At 61.2% G+C, this 14,220-nt stretch carries 17 protein-coding genes; 9 read left to right on the top strand and 8 right to left on the bottom strand.

The annotated features are described in order from the left end of the window. The first annotated feature begins 139 nt into the window (after positions 1–139). Entirely contained in the window at positions 140–1,084 is a 945-nt protein-coding gene (gene cysK, locus HRU71_05235; protein ID QOJ02926.1) for a cysteine synthase A, read from the top strand. 72 nt (positions 1,085–1,156) lie between these two features. Here cysK and HRU71_05230 read toward each other — a convergent pair whose 3' ends face one another. The 3 genes from HRU71_05230 to HRU71_05220 form a co-directional block, all read right to left on the bottom strand. Next, positions 1,157–1,771: a TetR/AcrR family transcriptional regulator gene (locus HRU71_05230; GenBank protein ID QOJ02925.1), complete on the bottom strand. Its 615-nt coding sequence runs from the start codon at positions 1,769–1,771 to the stop codon at positions 1,157–1,159. An 11-nt stretch (positions 1,772–1,782) separates the two neighbouring features. Beyond that, a complete protein-coding gene (locus tag HRU71_05225; protein ID QOJ02924.1) occupies positions 1,783–2,775 on the bottom strand; it encodes a hypothetical protein in 993 nt (330 codons plus the stop codon). Positions 2,776–2,924: 149 nt separating this feature from the next. After that, positions 2,925–4,094 carry an FIST C-terminal domain-containing protein gene (locus HRU71_05220; protein ID QOJ02923.1) on the bottom strand — a complete coding sequence of 390 codons (1,170 nt, stop codon included), beginning with the start codon at positions 4,092–4,094 and terminating at the stop codon, positions 2,925–2,927. A 586-nt stretch (positions 4,095–4,680) separates the two neighbouring features. Between HRU71_05220 and HRU71_05215 the strand changes: the two genes are divergently transcribed. From HRU71_05215 to HRU71_05190, 6 genes are all read left to right on the top strand, one after another. Next, entirely contained in the window at positions 4,681–5,073 is a 393-nt protein-coding gene (locus HRU71_05215; GenBank protein ID QOJ02922.1) for a response regulator, read from the top strand. 84 nt (positions 5,074–5,157) lie between these two features. Further along, a complete protein-coding gene (gene groES / locus HRU71_05210; protein QOJ02921.1) occupies positions 5,158–5,460 on the top strand; it encodes a co-chaperone GroES in 303 nt (100 codons plus the stop codon). A 39-nt stretch (positions 5,461–5,499) separates the two neighbouring features. Next, complete coding sequence (locus HRU71_05205) at positions 5,500–5,808, top strand: hypothetical protein (GenBank protein ID QOJ02920.1); 309 nt, start codon at positions 5,500–5,502, stop codon at positions 5,806–5,808. Further along, positions 5,808–6,074: a hypothetical protein gene (locus HRU71_05200; GenBank protein ID QOJ02919.1), complete on the top strand. Its 267-nt coding sequence runs from the start codon at positions 5,808–5,810 to the stop codon at positions 6,072–6,074. The genes HRU71_05205 and HRU71_05200 overlap by 1 nt, the downstream gene beginning before the upstream one ends. Positions 6,075–6,275: 201 nt before the next feature. Beyond that, positions 6,276–7,904 (top strand): chaperonin GroEL, encoded by a 1,629-nt coding sequence (groL, locus tag HRU71_05195; protein ID QOJ02918.1) that lies wholly within the window; start codon positions 6,276–6,278, stop codon positions 7,902–7,904. 112 nt (positions 7,905–8,016) lie between these two features. Continuing rightward, a complete protein-coding gene (locus HRU71_05190) occupies positions 8,017–8,991 on the top strand; it encodes a hypothetical protein (GenBank protein ID QOJ02917.1) in 975 nt (324 codons plus the stop codon). Positions 8,992–9,010: 19 nt separating this feature from the next. On the opposite strand, the gene HRU71_05185 is transcribed toward HRU71_05190, so the two are convergent. The 4 genes from HRU71_05185 to HRU71_05170 all read right to left on the bottom strand — a co-directional run bounded on the left by HRU71_05185 (position 9,011) and on the right by HRU71_05170 (position 11,042). Then, positions 9,011–9,349, bottom strand: a complete 339-nt coding sequence (locus HRU71_05185; protein ID QOJ02916.1) for a hypothetical protein — start codon at positions 9,347–9,349, stop codon at positions 9,011–9,013. Positions 9,350–9,425: 76 nt separating this feature from the next. Beyond that, positions 9,426–9,608, bottom strand: coding sequence for a hypothetical protein (locus HRU71_05180; protein ID QOJ02915.1), 183 nt, complete (start codon positions 9,606–9,608; stop codon positions 9,426–9,428). Between the two features lie 347 nt (positions 9,609–9,955). Further along, positions 9,956–10,414 carry a prepilin-type N-terminal cleavage/methylation domain-containing protein gene (locus HRU71_05175; protein QOJ02914.1) on the bottom strand — a complete coding sequence of 153 codons (459 nt, stop codon included), beginning with the start codon at positions 10,412–10,414 and terminating at the stop codon, positions 9,956–9,958. Then, positions 10,404–11,042 (bottom strand): hypothetical protein, encoded by a 639-nt coding sequence (locus tag HRU71_05170; protein ID QOJ02913.1) that lies wholly within the window; start codon positions 11,040–11,042, stop codon positions 10,404–10,406. The genes HRU71_05175 and HRU71_05170 overlap by 11 nt, the downstream gene beginning before the upstream one ends. 302 nt (positions 11,043–11,344) lie before the next feature. On the opposite strand from HRU71_05170, the gene HRU71_05165 reads away from it, so the two are divergent. Together HRU71_05165 and HRU71_05160 are read left to right on the top strand one after the other, a co-directional pair. After that, on the top strand, positions 11,345–12,376 hold the full coding sequence (locus HRU71_05165; GenBank protein QOJ02912.1) for a transcriptional regulator: 1,032 nt from the start codon (positions 11,345–11,347) through the stop codon (positions 12,374–12,376). 359 nt (positions 12,377–12,735) lie between these two features. Next, complete coding sequence (locus tag HRU71_05160) at positions 12,736–13,692, top strand: hypothetical protein (protein ID QOJ02911.1); 957 nt, start codon at positions 12,736–12,738, stop codon at positions 13,690–13,692. Between the two features lie 229 nt (positions 13,693–13,921). Here HRU71_05160 and HRU71_05155 read toward each other — a convergent pair whose 3' ends face one another. Beyond that, complete coding sequence (locus tag HRU71_05155) at positions 13,922–13,987, bottom strand: hypothetical protein (protein ID QOJ04923.1); 66 nt, start codon at positions 13,985–13,987, stop codon at positions 13,922–13,924. Between the last annotated feature and the right edge of the window lie 233 nt (positions 13,988–14,220).

The following is a 14,220-nucleotide window of genomic DNA, read 5'->3' as shown; positions in this document are numbered from 1 at the left end:
GGATGCCCGTGTATGGGAAGCATTGACGCCCGATCACCCGCTTTCCTATTATGAACGGCGGATTTCCCGTTCTCTATCGCAAAAAGTGTACTCACCGCATCCTGCCGCAGGGCAGGGCGATTCACAGGGAACCCTTCACATGGCACGGCTCTACCAGAACATCACCGAGACCATCGGCCGCACGCCGCTCGTGCGGATCAACAAGATCATCCAATCGAAGGCCGAAGTCTACGCCAAGCTGGAGTTCTTCAATCCGCTTTCGAGCGTGAAGGACCGCATCGGGGTGTCGATGATCGAGGCGGGCGAGGCGGCGGGGAAGATCACGCCGCGGACGCACATCATCGAGCCGACCAGCGGCAACACCGGCATCGCGCTGGCGTTCGTCTGCGCCGCGAAGGGCTACAAGCTGACGCTGGTGATGCCCGAGTCGATGAGCATGGAGCGGCGGCAGTTGCTCCGCGCGCTGGGGGCGAACCTCGTGCTGACGCCGCCGGCCGACGGGATGCCCGGGGCGATCGCCAAGGCGCAGGAGCTGGCGGCCCAGACGCCGGGCAGTTTCATGCCGCAGCAGTTTGACAATCCGGCGAACCCGGAGATTCATCGTAGAACTACTGCGGTAGAGATATGGGAAGACACCGACGGGCGGGCCGATGTGCTGGTGGCGGGCATCGGCACCGGGGGGACGATCACGGGCGTCGGCGAAGTGTTGAAGAAGAAGAAGCCGTCGTTCCAGTGCATCGCCGTCGAGCCGGAGGAAAGCCCGATTCTGACGCAGCATCGCGCGGGTCAGCCGCTTCAGCGCGGCAAGCACATGATCCAGGGCATCGGCGCGGGATTCGTGCCGGGGATATTAAATACAGATATCTATGATGAGATTGTGCGCGTGAACTCGGCCGACTCGATGGCGTGGGCACGCCGAGCAGCAAAGGAAGAAGGCATCCTCTGCGGCATCTCGTCCGGCTCGGCGCTGTGCGCGGCCGACCAGGTGGCGCGCCGGCCGGACATGGCCGGCAAGCTGATCGTGGTGATCCTGCCCAGCAGCGGGGAGCGGTACTTGAGCACGCCGCTGTATCAGCAGGAATGATCTGCGGCGGCTTGGGATCGAGGGCATGACGGACCCGCTCTCCGGGGCCTGCGCGCCGGATGGTGGAACGCATCAGGTTCCCGCGGTGCGCGTGCTGGCCAGTTGCTCGAGCAGCAGGCCGATGGCTTGCTCGACGCTGGCGGGCGTGGCGTGGCCGGGGATCTCCAGCGGCTTGAGCAGGGCGAAGCCGATGCCGGAGTGGATGAGCTGCCAGGCGAGGCCGCTGGCGGAGACGTCGCTGCGGACCAGTCCGGCGCGTTGGGCGCGGCGGAGAATGTTTGACAGGAACGTGGCATACTGCCCGTAGTGCCGTCGCAGGGCCGCCTGGATGACCGGCTCGTTGAACTCGACCTGGGCCGCGAAGAGCACGCGGTAGAACTGGCGCGTGCGCGGTTCGGTGGTCGCGGGGTTCAGCCGCAGGAGCACGCGCAGCTGATCGATGGGCGATTTGAGCGGGGCAATGGCCCGCCGCCACGAACGAATGACCTCGCGGCCGATGCGGTCGATCAGCGCGACGAAGAGATCATGCTTGCTCTTGAAATGCTTGTAGAGCACCGGCTCGCTGACGTTGGCCGCGCGGGCGAGGCGTGCGGTCGTGGTGCCTTGGTAGCCGAACTCGGCGAAGCAGGCGATGGCTGATTCGAGGAGTTGATCTCGACGATGAACGGCCTTCATTCGGCGGGACATGGGAGCCGATTCTACTCGCTGGTGGCCGGTCGCCGCGAGCGAGCGGTTCGGGCGGCGGGCTTGACGGTGCGGGGCGAGTCCGAAGGGGACGGTGAGGAAACGGTCCGGATGCGATCTGCCTGCGTCTCGGCGGCGGGTCGGGTGGCCGGCGCTGGTCGCTCCGCACCGGGTGAGGTGTCGCCGCGGCGGTAGCCATCGGGCGGCTTGCCGATCAGCACTTCGGGGTGGCCCAGCAGGACGGGCGCGATGTACCGGCGGACGAAATCCCGCTTGGTGGCGTCGGTGTGGCCGCCTTCGTAGCCGGCGTCGGCGAAGTCGTATCGCCAAGCGACGTTGTGCAGCTTTTGGTATTCGCGTTCGGTCTGGGGCGATGGGTTCTCGGGATAGCGGAAACCGATCATGCCGGCGATGCCCTCTTCGCCGGAGGCGCGATCGACGGTTCCGATGCGCGAGACGAGCTTGTCGAGGATGGGATCGCGCGTGGAATGGATGACGTACAGCCCGCCGTTGATGCGTCGCAACGCGCGCGTGAGGTCGTAGCTGCTGGACATGCTGCAACCGAGATAGACAACATTCTCCACGCGAATGTCGTCGGAAAGATACTCCAGGGCGAACGTGACGATGCCGGTTCCCGCGGAGAGCGCGATGAGATTGATCTGCTGATGGGGGTGGAGCCGTCGATAGCGGCGGATTTCGTAGGCCAGTTCGGCGCCCTTGGCCTTGTTGCGCGAGAGGTTGATCTGATCGCCGGCGTGCGTGAGCCCCTGCCAGGTGAAGACGCCGACATACCCCTCGTAACCCGCCTCGGCCAGCCCCTGCGGCACATCCCACGAGCCGACGTTTCCGATCGGCCCGGCGCCGCCGACGTAATAGGTGATCCCTTTGTCCTTGTTACCGGTGGTGCCGGCTTGGGCGATGATGTTCACCACGGGCGCGACGGGGTTGCATGCGGAAAGAAAGGCCAGCGCGAGCGCCGCAATCCACCCGTGGAGCGGGCCGGACATGATGCAGGATGATCGAGGCAAACGGGACCGTCCTCTCACTGGGGAAATCACCGCGCGTCGCGGCGAGGTGTGCGACGGCGAATCGGATTATAGGCACGCGACCGGGTCTGTCGAATGCAATGCGGTGCAACGCCCCAATGCCGCGTGCGTCAGCTCGATGCGGCCGGCTCGAACAACACGAGGCTGCTGGTGAAGCCGTGAATGAAGGTACGATGGCCGACGGGGCCGATTTCACCGGCGGCGAAAAAACCGGCGACTTGACACGAGGGAGCGAGGCGATTGACGACGCCGATGTCGTGATGGGGTTTGCCGAACAGGTGGGTGCCTCGCCCGTTGCAGGAGAAGAGCAGTCCGCCGCGTGGCGGGGCGCTCATGCGCGCCATGGCGTCGGACAAAAGTCTATTCATGTCTTCTTCCGCCGTCTGGGAGTCGCGCACGTGGAACTGAATGGTCTGGCCCGGCCGCATGAGTGTATTGACGGCCAGGGCCGATTCGTCGACGACGCCCATCACGTTTCGAATCAGAAAATCGCCGCGGCTGAACTTTCCAAGCCGCTCATCGACCACCCGGCCGACGTGGAGCCCCTTTTGCATCAACTCCTGATCGTGCGCCGGAGCGTCGGTGAACACGCCGCGCAAGACATCCAGAGCCGGCCGGCCGCGCAGTTCGTAGATCACGTTCTCTTCGGCGCGCGTCACAACGAACGATTCGCCGATCGGCCGGCAACCCTGCGAGACCACGCTGTGAACGCGGATCGGACCGGTGAGCGAGAGGCCGACCAGCCCCTGCCGCAGCGGCTGGTCATTGAGGAACAGGCGATTCTGCCCGGGTTCGCTCGCGCCGCTGGCCATGCCGCCGACAACGATCGACCCGGGGTAGATCTGATCGAGCGCGGCGAGGCAGGCTTCGACGTTGATGGAAAAGGGTTCGGGCAGAATGACGAACGCGGGTTTGTCCTCGGGGCGAACCCCGAGCCGCTCGATCCAGTCGTCGGCGGTCTCGAAGGCGCTGACGTCGTCCTGGTCCAAGACAAATGGAAGAATTCGCACGCCCGGCAGCCGCGCGGTCCACAACGCCATCGCCGGGGCGCGCTCGATCTCGCGGTCCGGACCGATGATCCCGTCGCCGGTGCAACCGATGAGATTCCGCGCGCCGAGCTTGCGCGACAACTCGCCCAGCACGTCGTCAAATTCCGGGCCGTAATGGTGCGTGGCGAAAACGACGGCCAAATCACACGCGGCGCCGTTCGTCGCGCGCGTGAGTTCGTCGACCGCCTGGCTCGCGTCGGACAACGTGCTGATCGCGGATTGAAATTCCATGGATCACCCTGCGATGAAAACCCCCGGTGAAAACCCCTGGTGATTATACGCGGTCGGGCCGCTTTCGATTGATGACTCGACGCATCTTCGAAATGGTGGTTTGCATTCGCTCATCGCGATGCAGCCATGCCCTGCCCTGCCCCTGCCCGCTCCCTGAAGAGGCGGCATGTTGGCTCTCCTCTGTTTCCGGTACGGGAGCACCCTGTTACCTTGCTTGAACTCGTCCCCACGCCAGTTTCTCCGCCTACCGGCATGGGAAGAACGAACGGGTCTATGCCAGAATGACAGTACCCCCTTCGCAACTCTGTTCGCAGACTGCCAAAAAAGTAGGCCAGACCCGAATCTAATCGGGACACGCGGCACAAATGGTTGGCATAACCATATGTGCAGAAGCTGTTTATGGCAATTTCACCTGATTTAGCGGCTTCCTGCGCGGCGCGGTACGCTCCTTGCAATCCTCCGAGGCGGGCGAGTGTGCGCCCCGATCGCGATATTGCTGCGGATCGTCGCGGCGGCTAAATGCGAATCTACCCTCTGATCAGGCATGTTTACGGATACCCATTCCAGCAAGCCTTCGTTGGAACGCATGCGACTGATGATTGCGGCCGCACCGCAGAGCCGTTGGGCACCGCGGTTGGCGGAGGTCTTGGCGCCGTGGCAGGTGGACGTGCAGTGGTCTCGGTCGGACTATGAGGCGATGGAGATCATTGCCCGCGACGGCGTTCACATCGGCGTCGTGGATCACGATCTTCCAGCGACATCCGGGCTGGAATTGGTGCGTCGGCTTCGCCAAATGGGTTTCACGGTACCCTGCGTACTGGTTTGCACAGGCGCGACGCAGCAGCTGCTTAGCGATGCCATCGCACTGGATGTGTACAGCGTCTTGCAGGCGGATGAGCGGCATGACGTGATCGCGCCCTACGTGGTCCGCCTCGCACAGCAGAAATACCGCGTCAATTGGACGCTGCCGGTGAATTGAAGAGACAAGTTAGAGGCATGACGGTTCGGCGCGGAATCGGATCCGCCGCACCGCATTTAAAACAGGAAAAAGGAGCAACGCAAGATGTCGGTAACGAAGACGAAGATTCGACCCCTTGGTGACAAGGTGCTGCTCAAGCGGATCGAAGCCGAGGCCATGACGGCCGGCGGCATCGTGCTGCCGGACACGGCCAAGGAAAAGCCGCGGCGCGGCCGGGTGCAAGCGGTGGGCGACGGAAAGTTGCTGGACACAGGGGAGCGCGCGAAGCTGACGGTGAAGAAGGGCGACGAAGTCCTGTTCACGAGCTACGCCGGCACGGAAATCAAGGTGGACGGCGAGGAGTTCGTCATCATGGACGAGTCGGACATCCTGGCGATTCTCGAGTAGCGGGCTGCGGATCGCGCCCATCAACAGAAAGCGATATTGATGCGAGCCAAGCTGTTCGAAACGGCCCTGGACGAAGCGATCAAGTTCGGCCCTGCGGCGAGACTGGTGCTGACGTTCCCGGGAAATGCCGACGCGATGCATCTGCATCCGCTGGCGTACAACAAGGTCGAGGATGGCGGGTTTCGCATCGAGATTCGCGTATCCAAGTATGACGACGCCGAGGTCGTGGACGACGTCATCTTCGTCGACGCCGAGGCGATCGAAACGGTCGAACTTCAGGTGAAGCAAAAAGGCGGCATCTGGCAGGACGAGCCGTTTCAGGACATCGGCGACGAGGAAGGAAATTGATGGCTTCGCGGCCGAACCCGATGCCCGGTGGCGTTCGACCGACGCCGTGTTACCTCGCGGTGAGCAACGACGTATCGCTGTCGGGCGCCGAGGCGACGCTGATGGCGACGCGGCGCTGGCGGGTGCTGGCGCTGGACACGCGGGCGGAGCTGACGGCCGGGCGCATCGAGACGGGATTGGATGACCCGCTGGCGGTGATTCGCGACAAGGCGCAGGAGGCTGCGCGAGCCGCGGGTTTCGAGCCGCAGCGGTTCATCCTTGAATAGTGACTCCTGGTACAAAGCGGAGGCCCCGCGGCGAATTGCGAAGAGCGAACCACCGGCGCGATACGGATCGGAGGTCGACGACTCCCGACGATGCCTTTCGCGTTCTTTCCTCGCAATTCGCCTTCGCCGATGAACACGACGCAGTAGCCTGACAAACGAACCAACAACCACGAAACCATACATCGAGAGAGGAATCCAACCATGGCAGCCAAGAAGATTGCATTCGACATGGAAGCCCGCGAGGCCATTCGCAGTGGTGTCACACAACTGGCCCGCGCGGTCAAGGTCACGCTCGGCCCCTGCGGCCGAAACGTCGTGCTGGAGAAGAGCTTCGGCACGCCGACCGTCACCAAGGACGGCGTCACGGTCGCCAAGGAGATCGAACTGGACGACCCGTATGAGAACATGGGCGCCCAGATGGTCAAGGAAGTCGCCAGCAAGACCTCAACCGACGCCGGCGACGGCACAACGACGGCCACCGTGTACGTCGAGTCCATTTTCAACGAAGGCTTGAAGAACATCGCCGCCGGCGCGAACGCGATGGAGCTGAAGCGCGGCATCGACTTGGGCGTCGCCGCCATCGTCGAGGAATACGCCCGCATGAGCCGCCCGGCCAAAGAGACCAAGCAGATCGCCCAGGTCGGCACCTGCGCCGCGAACCAGGACGCCGAGATCGGCAAGAAGATCGCCGAGGCGATGGACAAGGTCGGCAAGGACGGCGTCATCACCGTCGAAGAGGGCCAGTCGATCGAGACGGTCGTCGAATTGGTCGAGGGCATGCAGTTCGACAAGGGATACCTCTCGCCGCACTTTGTGACCGACCCGGGCGAGATGGAGTGCAGGCTTGACAAGCCGTACATCCTCATCTGCGAGAAGAAGATCTCCAGCGTCAAGGACCTGATCCCGCTGCTGGAGAAAGTGGCGCGGGCCGGCCGCTCGCTCTTGGTCATCGCCGAGGATGTTGAGGGCGAGGCGCTGGCGACGCTGGTGGTGAACAAGCTGCGCGGCGTCCTGCAATGCGCCGCCGTGAAGGCACCGGGCTTCGGCGATCGCCGAAAGGCCATGCTGGAGGACATCGCCGTGATGACCGGTGGCCGCGCCGTGTTTGAAGACCTCGGCATCACGCTCGAGTCGCTCGAGTTGAAGGACCTGGGCCAGGCCAAGCGCGTGGTGATCGACAAGGACAACACGACGATCATCGAGGGCGCGGGCACGTCGGCCGACATCAAGGGCCGCATCGAGCAGATCAAGAACGAGGCGAGCAAGACGACCAGCGACTACGACCGCGAAAAGCTCGAAGAGCGTCTGGCGAAGCTGGCCGGCGGCGTGGCGCAGATCAAGGTCGGTGCGGCCACGGAAGTGGAGATGAAGGAGAAGAAGGCCCGCGTCGAGGACGCCCTGCACGCCTGTCGGGCGGCGGTGGAAGAGGGCATCCTCCCCGGCGGCGGCGTGGCTCCCCTGCGGGCGCTGGCGGCCGTACTGGACAAGGAGGAGAAGAAGCTCAAGGGCGATCAGAAGACGGGCGTCGATATCGTACGCCGCGCCCTGTGGGCCCCCATCAAGGCCATCGCCGAGAACGCCGGCGTCGACGGTTCGATCGTCGCGCAGAAGGTCTTCGAGGCCAAGGACCCCAACTTCGGATACAACGCCCTGACCGGTGAATACGGCAACATGCTTGAGATGGGCGTGATCGTCCCGGCCAAGGTCGAACGCGTGGCGCTCCAGAACGCCGCCAGCGTCGCCTCGCTCCTGCTGACGACCGACGCGGTGGTCAGCGAGATCAAGGAGAAGGAGACCAAGAAGCCGGGGCCCGGCGGAATGGGGATGTAAGTCGAATAGCGAATTGCGAATAGCGAGGTGACTTGCAACGGCACGGTTTGAGCAAGGCTCAAACCGTGCCGTTTTGCTTGCATTGAAGGTGTTTCCATGAAAGGAGCTACAGATGCCAAACTCGAAGTCCATTCAAGACGCGGTTCATGTGATACGGCAAGTTGTTGAGACGAACAGGGAAGAGATCACGAGAACCTTGACGATGATCAAGCGGCGTACGCTTGATTCCCACTTCCTCATTCGCTCTGTTGAATCAGGCTATTCCTACAAATGGGGCGAAAACCGACAACGAACGGAAGAGGCTCTGATCCAAGATGGCTTGGCTGGTCTGGCCTATCTGGTGGAGCAGGAGTTCCCTTCGCTTGCTGGATACAGGAAGAACTTTGCGGGGGATTTCTCATTTTGGGCAATTCTCGCAAAACACGGTTTTGTGAGTATCGCTTCAATTGGCTCAATTCTGGATGATACCAGCATCCTTCATTCGCCCCTGAAAATGCAGAGCTACCGAAAATGGCAAATGCCCGCATTTCTGGATGAACTCGCCAATGGAAAAGGGGGTCATCTGGGCCGCGCGTTTTCGGAGGCAATGCAAGATGTTGAAAAGTACGGGTGCCATCTCCCTAGGTATCGTGGGAAATTCTATTATGGCATCCTAAGAAATGCTAACCTTCTCAAGAACAAATACGACGGGAGCTTTGAGCGATACCTGCGGGCAAAGTTGTCAGCCGGATGTCCAGACCAAGTTGCCTGGGAGGACATTGGTAGGGCTAGACCGGAAGATTGGGAGCGCATCCGACCTAACCCTTGGAAGGATTTGTTCGGAGTCGGGCCAGATATTTTCTTTTACATCTTGCGTGACATCGACTTCGGCATTAAGCAGCGAGACTTTGTCAAACTTGACAACCGCAACGCCCGATTCTTAGATGCGTACGACCTGTGGAGCTTGGGCTATTCGAGTCGGTGCCAAACGAACGAAAACGCCCGGTGCATTCTTCTCGCGCTGAACAATGAGATTCGCCGTCATGTCCCAAATTGGGAACTGTCGATTAGCGAGTTGAACTTCGCCATATACCTCGCTGGTATCTGAACGGCACGATCACGCCAAGTTAGACGTTACGATAACGCTTCCAGTATGCGTGGACCCGCGCGAGTTCGCCGGTCCAGAAGATGTCCTCACTTTGCGATCCAAGCAGTCCCAAAGTCCGTGCGAGTGTAAAAAACCCGTCACCAGGGCGATTGTGTTCTTTGGAAATCACCACGGCTGATAGAAGAGGCCTGCCGTTCGCGTGCTCAAATTCTGAAATAGCGCCGACAAGTCGGCCTATTTCGGCCCTATCCTTGGCTTGGCTCATATCCAAGCCGAACATGGGAGCAAGATCACCATAAGCGATGACGTCTTGTGCGATCGCCACCTTCTTGAGTCTCTCGTACAATTGCGCGTTCATGGCCCGAAAGATCCTACCATCAACAACTCCCCATGTTCAAGAGGCGCTGAATTTGCGTCATAGGGATTGTCTTAGCTCACAGTTCAACTGGAATCTGCGGACCGGCGGCCGTGTGTGCCCCGAACGGGTCGGTATAGTCGCAGGCCGCGTCGAGCGTGGCGGACTGGCCGAGGCCGTGCGTGACATCAAGCACGTGCATCACATTGCCGGAGCCGTCGTGGAAGTACAGGTAGTTGCCGTCGTCGGTCGTGGCCGGCACGCGCGAAAGCCGCGAACGGTACCATCAGGTCATCGCGGCCTGGGAAGCAAACGACCGCCGCCTGCCGCAGCGCTGTCGCTTCAATGGGGCCGTGGCTGATCAGCCGCGGGAACTCACAGTGCTTTCTTTGACAGGGATGAGACATTTACCGCCGCGTGCCGATCGGCGATGATCTGCTCCGGGCGATGTCGCTTGCGCTTCATTGAGAATCACCTTGCCCATCCAGGCAGTCAAGACCCTCGTAAAGACTGGATAAGTCTTGGAGAGCAGGTCACGCCCATTCGAGTTGCCGTGGCGATTATTGAAATCCCGCTGCCCTCGGACATCCGCAGCACCAACTTGCCCAATCAATACGAGTTTTCTCCGGCGCTCTTGGTATATGAATTCGCCCAGATTTGTCCGTTCGTCGGGTTGTAGCACCATCCCTTGGCGGTGCCGATCACCGTGCCCTTCGCCACGCCGGTGCCATCGACTACGTTGTTCGGCGTCGCGTCCGAGTCGAAAGGATTAGGCGGTATTTCGTTGCCCATGACCGTGCCGATCGTGGTCAGCTCGCTCAGCGTCGGGAAACGGGCCGAGCCTCCCCCGGAGGGCGTCGCCGTCCGGGCGTAATACGAAGCGATGGCAGAGCGCAGTCCGCCGAGCGCGCCTCGGCAGGCCGATTTCTTCGCATCGAGCGCGTAATCGAGATAGACGGGTATGGCCGTCGCCGAAAGCACACCGAGGATGACAATGACCGTCACCAATTCGATGAGCGTGAACGCGCGTCGAATGCCGACGTCGCCGGTTGGTGCATCAATGGCCATTCTTGATCTCCGAGACCCATGGTGTCATCTGCCGCGCCAGTCGATTCGGACAATCGCCCTCCGGCGGTGATAGCCCCGCATCGCGGAGACGATGGGTCGCCCACGTGGCGCAGTTCATTCCTCCCCGCCAGTTGCCGACCTGATACGGATCGTCGGCGTGCGCAATCACAGCAATTTCCAATTGCTCGATGGTGCTCGGGCACGCGCAATATCGACGAACGTAATCGAAACACTGCTCGGTGTCGTCGCGCAGGTAGCCCGGCGACGTGCCAGACCAGGGCAGCAGGTAGTCGATCAGGCCGATGTTCTCCTCGTCCGTACAGAAGCCGATCGTGGCGCGGGGCCAGTGAAGAAACGCGTGGCCGATGTAATCCTTTCCATCGCTCAACACGCGCAGCTCGATGAACGAGACCGCCTCACGCGGACACGATCGCCCGGCGTCATCCAAGATGGTCCCGTCCGGTAAGACCCGATCGACGACGGCTTCTCGCGCCAACGCCTGGGCGACCGGCGGACCATAAAGTCGCAGAAAGAGAAACCACAGCGACGCGCCGATCAGCGGCAACGCCAAGAGTGTGATCAGCGTGAGTCGAAGAAATCGTGCAAGATATAGACGTAGAGAGACCATGTAGATAGCATCTCCGACGCCCCCGATCATCGGTCGGTTGGACATTCGACTGGAGTCAGCCTGTGAACTGTAGCCAAGTTGCGACGCGACAAGGGCTTAGAAGCCATTTGCAAAACGCCATTGCGCATAAATTTGCGCCACGGCGCGGATGGTCTCGTTGTGCTGCCGAAGCACCAGCCGGTGCGATTCTCGCGGAAGCGGGTCAGCGGCGGGCCGATCCTCGTCAGCAGGCTTGTTAATCGCCATTTGGTATACTGATACCGTCATCGGGTGGGATATTACCTCGGCACTGGGCGCTATGCATGTCACGCGGAGACCAATTGCTGCGGCAATGGGAACTGCTTCGCACGCTTCAAACGAGAGGAGCGGGAATTCCCCTGCGAGAACTGACCGAGCGATTCGGGGTCAGCGAGCGCACCATTCAACGGGATTTCGAGATGCTCCAGGAGCTGGGATTTCCGCTGGAGCACGACGTCGACGTGAACGGGAAGCGCTATTGGCGCATCCCGCATGACTTCTTTCGCCACGGCCCGCTTGTTATCAGCTTGACCGAGGCGATGGCGCTGCACTTGGCCGGCGGGCTTCTCGCTCCACTCCAGGGAACCCATCTGGCGCAAGGGCTGACGGACATCATGGAAAAGGTCAGACAGGCTTTGCCAGCCTCCGCGCTGAATTACTTTACGAACCTTGATGGCATTGTCCACGTACGGCGAACCGGCCAGACCCGATATGCTGAGAAGGCAGGCATCCTTCGCACGCTGGAGCAGGCTGCCCGTGAATGCCGCACGGTACAGATCGGCTATCGAGCGCTGTGGCGAGGCGAGGAATACGTCACCACCTGCGACCCGTATGGGCTCGTGCTGTATGACGGCGACATCTTCCTCGTGGCGCATTCTCACCGGGCCGGAGCCTTGCGTGTTTTCAAGTTAGCGCGCATGCGCTCGGCGCAGATCATGAGCGGCCATTTTGAACGCGCGGACGACTTCCGGCTGGAGGACCAGTTCCGCAGCAGTTTTGGCATTATTCAATCTTCTGCATCGCCGATCGAGATCGCCGTGCGGTTCACCGGCGCAGGGGCCGCCCTTATTGAAGAGCGCGTCTGGCATGAGAGTCAACAATTGTCCTGGCTCGAAGAAGACGCGACGCTGTTCGAGCCGGTCGCCGGAGAGGCGGGCAGCCTCGTGGCGACGTTTCAACTGGGTGACCTCGTCGAGTTCAAGCGGTGGCTGCTGGGGTTCGGCAAGCAGGCCGAGGTCTTGAGGCCGGACTGGCTCCGCGCCGAGATACGCGAAGAACTGCTGGCCGCCGCCGCATGCTACGAGGGCATCGGCTGATTAGATTTCGCGTCGCCGCCAACACCCTAACAAACGATTTTTTTCTCATTGTGCTGTACACGCTTGCCGCACTTAAGCACTCGCCGCGAGGCAAGCTCTCGGACGTGCGACCTGCCTTGTCACCCCCTCCGATGTTAGGGCCGACGCACCTTGTCACCTCTGTGCCCTAGTTTATCCGTGACCGATACGCGGCCGGTTTCTGATTGTTGTCTTCTGCGTGCCGCGCGTGAGTTCGTGTCGATCGTGCGTCCGTGAGAAGGCGGCCCCTTCGCGGCAAGTGCGATGCCTGCCCCTCCTGCGTGCGCGGCACATTTCTGAAGTGCAGTTGCCCTCCTCCTCCGCCGGCCCATCCGTGGCACGTGCCGGAAAAGGAGGCGACTCGCTCGAGGAGCATGTTCATGAAGCACCCGTTGAGTCCTCGCATGTTTATTCTCCTGCTCTTGGCACTGCCGGCCCTGACGGGCATGGACTGTCAGGGCAATCCGGCCGTCCCATTCGTCCCCATGTATTCCTTGAGAGCATCCATCAGCGGACAGGGCACCGTCGAGCGGGTGACGGCAGACGGCAGCGTCTCATTCACCGATGGGAACTTCGCAGAGGGGAGTACGGTGACGCTTAGGGCGTTGCCGGCAGAAGGCTGGCACTTCGTCCGATGGGAGGGCGCGGCCAGCACAAGCGACGCACAGATTGCGTTGACGGTTGAACAGGACCAAGCGGTCACGGCTGTCTTCGTGGCCGTTGCCGGGCATCGCACCGTAACGATTCAGGGAATCATCGGGCGTATTACGCTGGCCGTCCGCAATGGACAGGTTCGTGGCAACTTTCGGAGCAGCAATCTGGGGACCGACATCGAAGGAACGGTGATCGGCGATCAGTTGTCGCTGACATCAACCGCCCCCGGATTCAGCAATGCATCGATTCAAGCCTCGATTCAGCCGGACGGCTCGCTTCTCGGCACGATTAACGGCTCGGGTTTTTCCAATTCACCGTGGATGGCAGATCCAGTGACGCTGTTTGGTTTTGAGGATGATGCCTCGGGTCAGCGGACAACCGCTTTGGACGGCTTCAACGGCATCATGACCATTGTCGTATCAGAGGGCGTTCTTCGCGGAACATGGAGGATGTTCGCAAGCTACGGTGCAGACCTTGAGGGAGTCGTGAGCGAGAACCAGGTGACTTTCTCGGTGGCCACCCCCGGATTCACTACCGCGACCGTGACCGCATCAATTCTCCCGGATGGCTCATGGGCGGGAACCATCAACGGCTCGGGCTACAACAACGCCGCCTTTTCGGCGCAACCATCGTTTTTTCCATAAACACGGTTCATCGCACGCGCGGCGCTGGGCACCTTGCGTCACGAATCGGAGACGCGCCAACGAACTCTGCACGAGACGCTCTCTGGCGGGCGGAGAGACCCCGTCGGGACACCGGCACTTGGGCCGAAGAGTCGGCGGCGCGGTGTAACCACCGTGCCCCGTCCCGGCGGTGCGGCCGCAAGCGTTTTTTGTCCAGCTTCATCTCGCTTCGCGAGGGCCGGGGAGCAGGTCAGTGTGCCCCTCGGGGATATTGGAGAAATCTTCGCGGCCCAGAACAGCGATCGCAACGTTGCAGTCAGCTCCCCCCCGTGGATATTGGAGAAACCATCCTAAATCCACCAGAGCCGATTGTGTCACTTTGAGTGAAACATTTCACAACAGTACGTCAATCGAACTAAATGGCAAATTCGAGGCACTAGGGAAATTCACCCATTCGTAAAAGAAATTTGAAAATTTATCAAATTGTCGCAAGTTTACACTTGACTTGTCGCGTGCGAACCTGATACGCTCCCAAATTAGAAGCTCGGG

Source organism: Planctomycetia bacterium, from assembly GCA_015200345.1.
Taxonomy (GTDB): domain Bacteria; phylum Planctomycetota; class Phycisphaerae; order UBA1845; family UTPLA1; genus PLA3.
This window is presented reverse-complemented; position numbering and strand designations above follow the sequence as displayed.

What these genes read in the sequence shown, in the direction of transcription:
- cysK (QOJ02926.1), top strand. Translation starts at nt 140, where the DNA reads ATGGCACGGCTCTACCAGAACATCACCGAGACCATCGGCCGCACGCCG.
- HRU71_05230 (QOJ02925.1), bottom strand. Translation starts at nt 1,771, where the DNA reads ATGTCCCGCCGAATGAAGGCCGTTCATCGTCGAGATCAACTCCTCGAA.
- HRU71_05225 (QOJ02924.1), bottom strand. Translation starts at nt 2,775, where the DNA reads ATGTCCGGCCCGCTCCACGGGTGGATTGCGGCGCTCGCGCTGGCCTTT.
- HRU71_05220 (QOJ02923.1), bottom strand. Translation starts at nt 4,094, where the DNA reads ATGGAATTTCAATCCGCGATCAGCACGTTGTCCGACGCGAGCCAGGCG.
- HRU71_05215 (QOJ02922.1), top strand. Translation starts at nt 4,681, where the DNA reads ATGCGACTGATGATTGCGGCCGCACCGCAGAGCCGTTGGGCACCGCGG.
- groES (QOJ02921.1), top strand. Translation starts at nt 5,158, where the DNA reads ATGTCGGTAACGAAGACGAAGATTCGACCCCTTGGTGACAAGGTGCTG.
- HRU71_05205 (QOJ02920.1), top strand. Translation starts at nt 5,500, where the DNA reads ATGCGAGCCAAGCTGTTCGAAACGGCCCTGGACGAAGCGATCAAGTTC.
- HRU71_05200 (QOJ02919.1), top strand. Translation starts at nt 5,808, where the DNA reads ATGGCTTCGCGGCCGAACCCGATGCCCGGTGGCGTTCGACCGACGCCG.
- groL (QOJ02918.1), top strand. Translation starts at nt 6,276, where the DNA reads ATGGCAGCCAAGAAGATTGCATTCGACATGGAAGCCCGCGAGGCCATT.
- HRU71_05190 (QOJ02917.1), top strand. Translation starts at nt 8,017, where the DNA reads ATGCCAAACTCGAAGTCCATTCAAGACGCGGTTCATGTGATACGGCAA.
- HRU71_05185 (QOJ02916.1), bottom strand. Translation starts at nt 9,349, where the DNA reads ATGAACGCGCAATTGTACGAGAGACTCAAGAAGGTGGCGATCGCACAA.
- HRU71_05175 (QOJ02914.1), bottom strand. Translation starts at nt 10,414, where the DNA reads ATGGCCATTGATGCACCAACCGGCGACGTCGGCATTCGACGCGCGTTC.
- HRU71_05170 (QOJ02913.1), bottom strand. Translation starts at nt 11,042, where the DNA reads ATGGTCTCTCTACGTCTATATCTTGCACGATTTCTTCGACTCACGCTG.
- HRU71_05165 (QOJ02912.1), top strand. Translation starts at nt 11,345, where the DNA reads ATGTCACGCGGAGACCAATTGCTGCGGCAATGGGAACTGCTTCGCACG.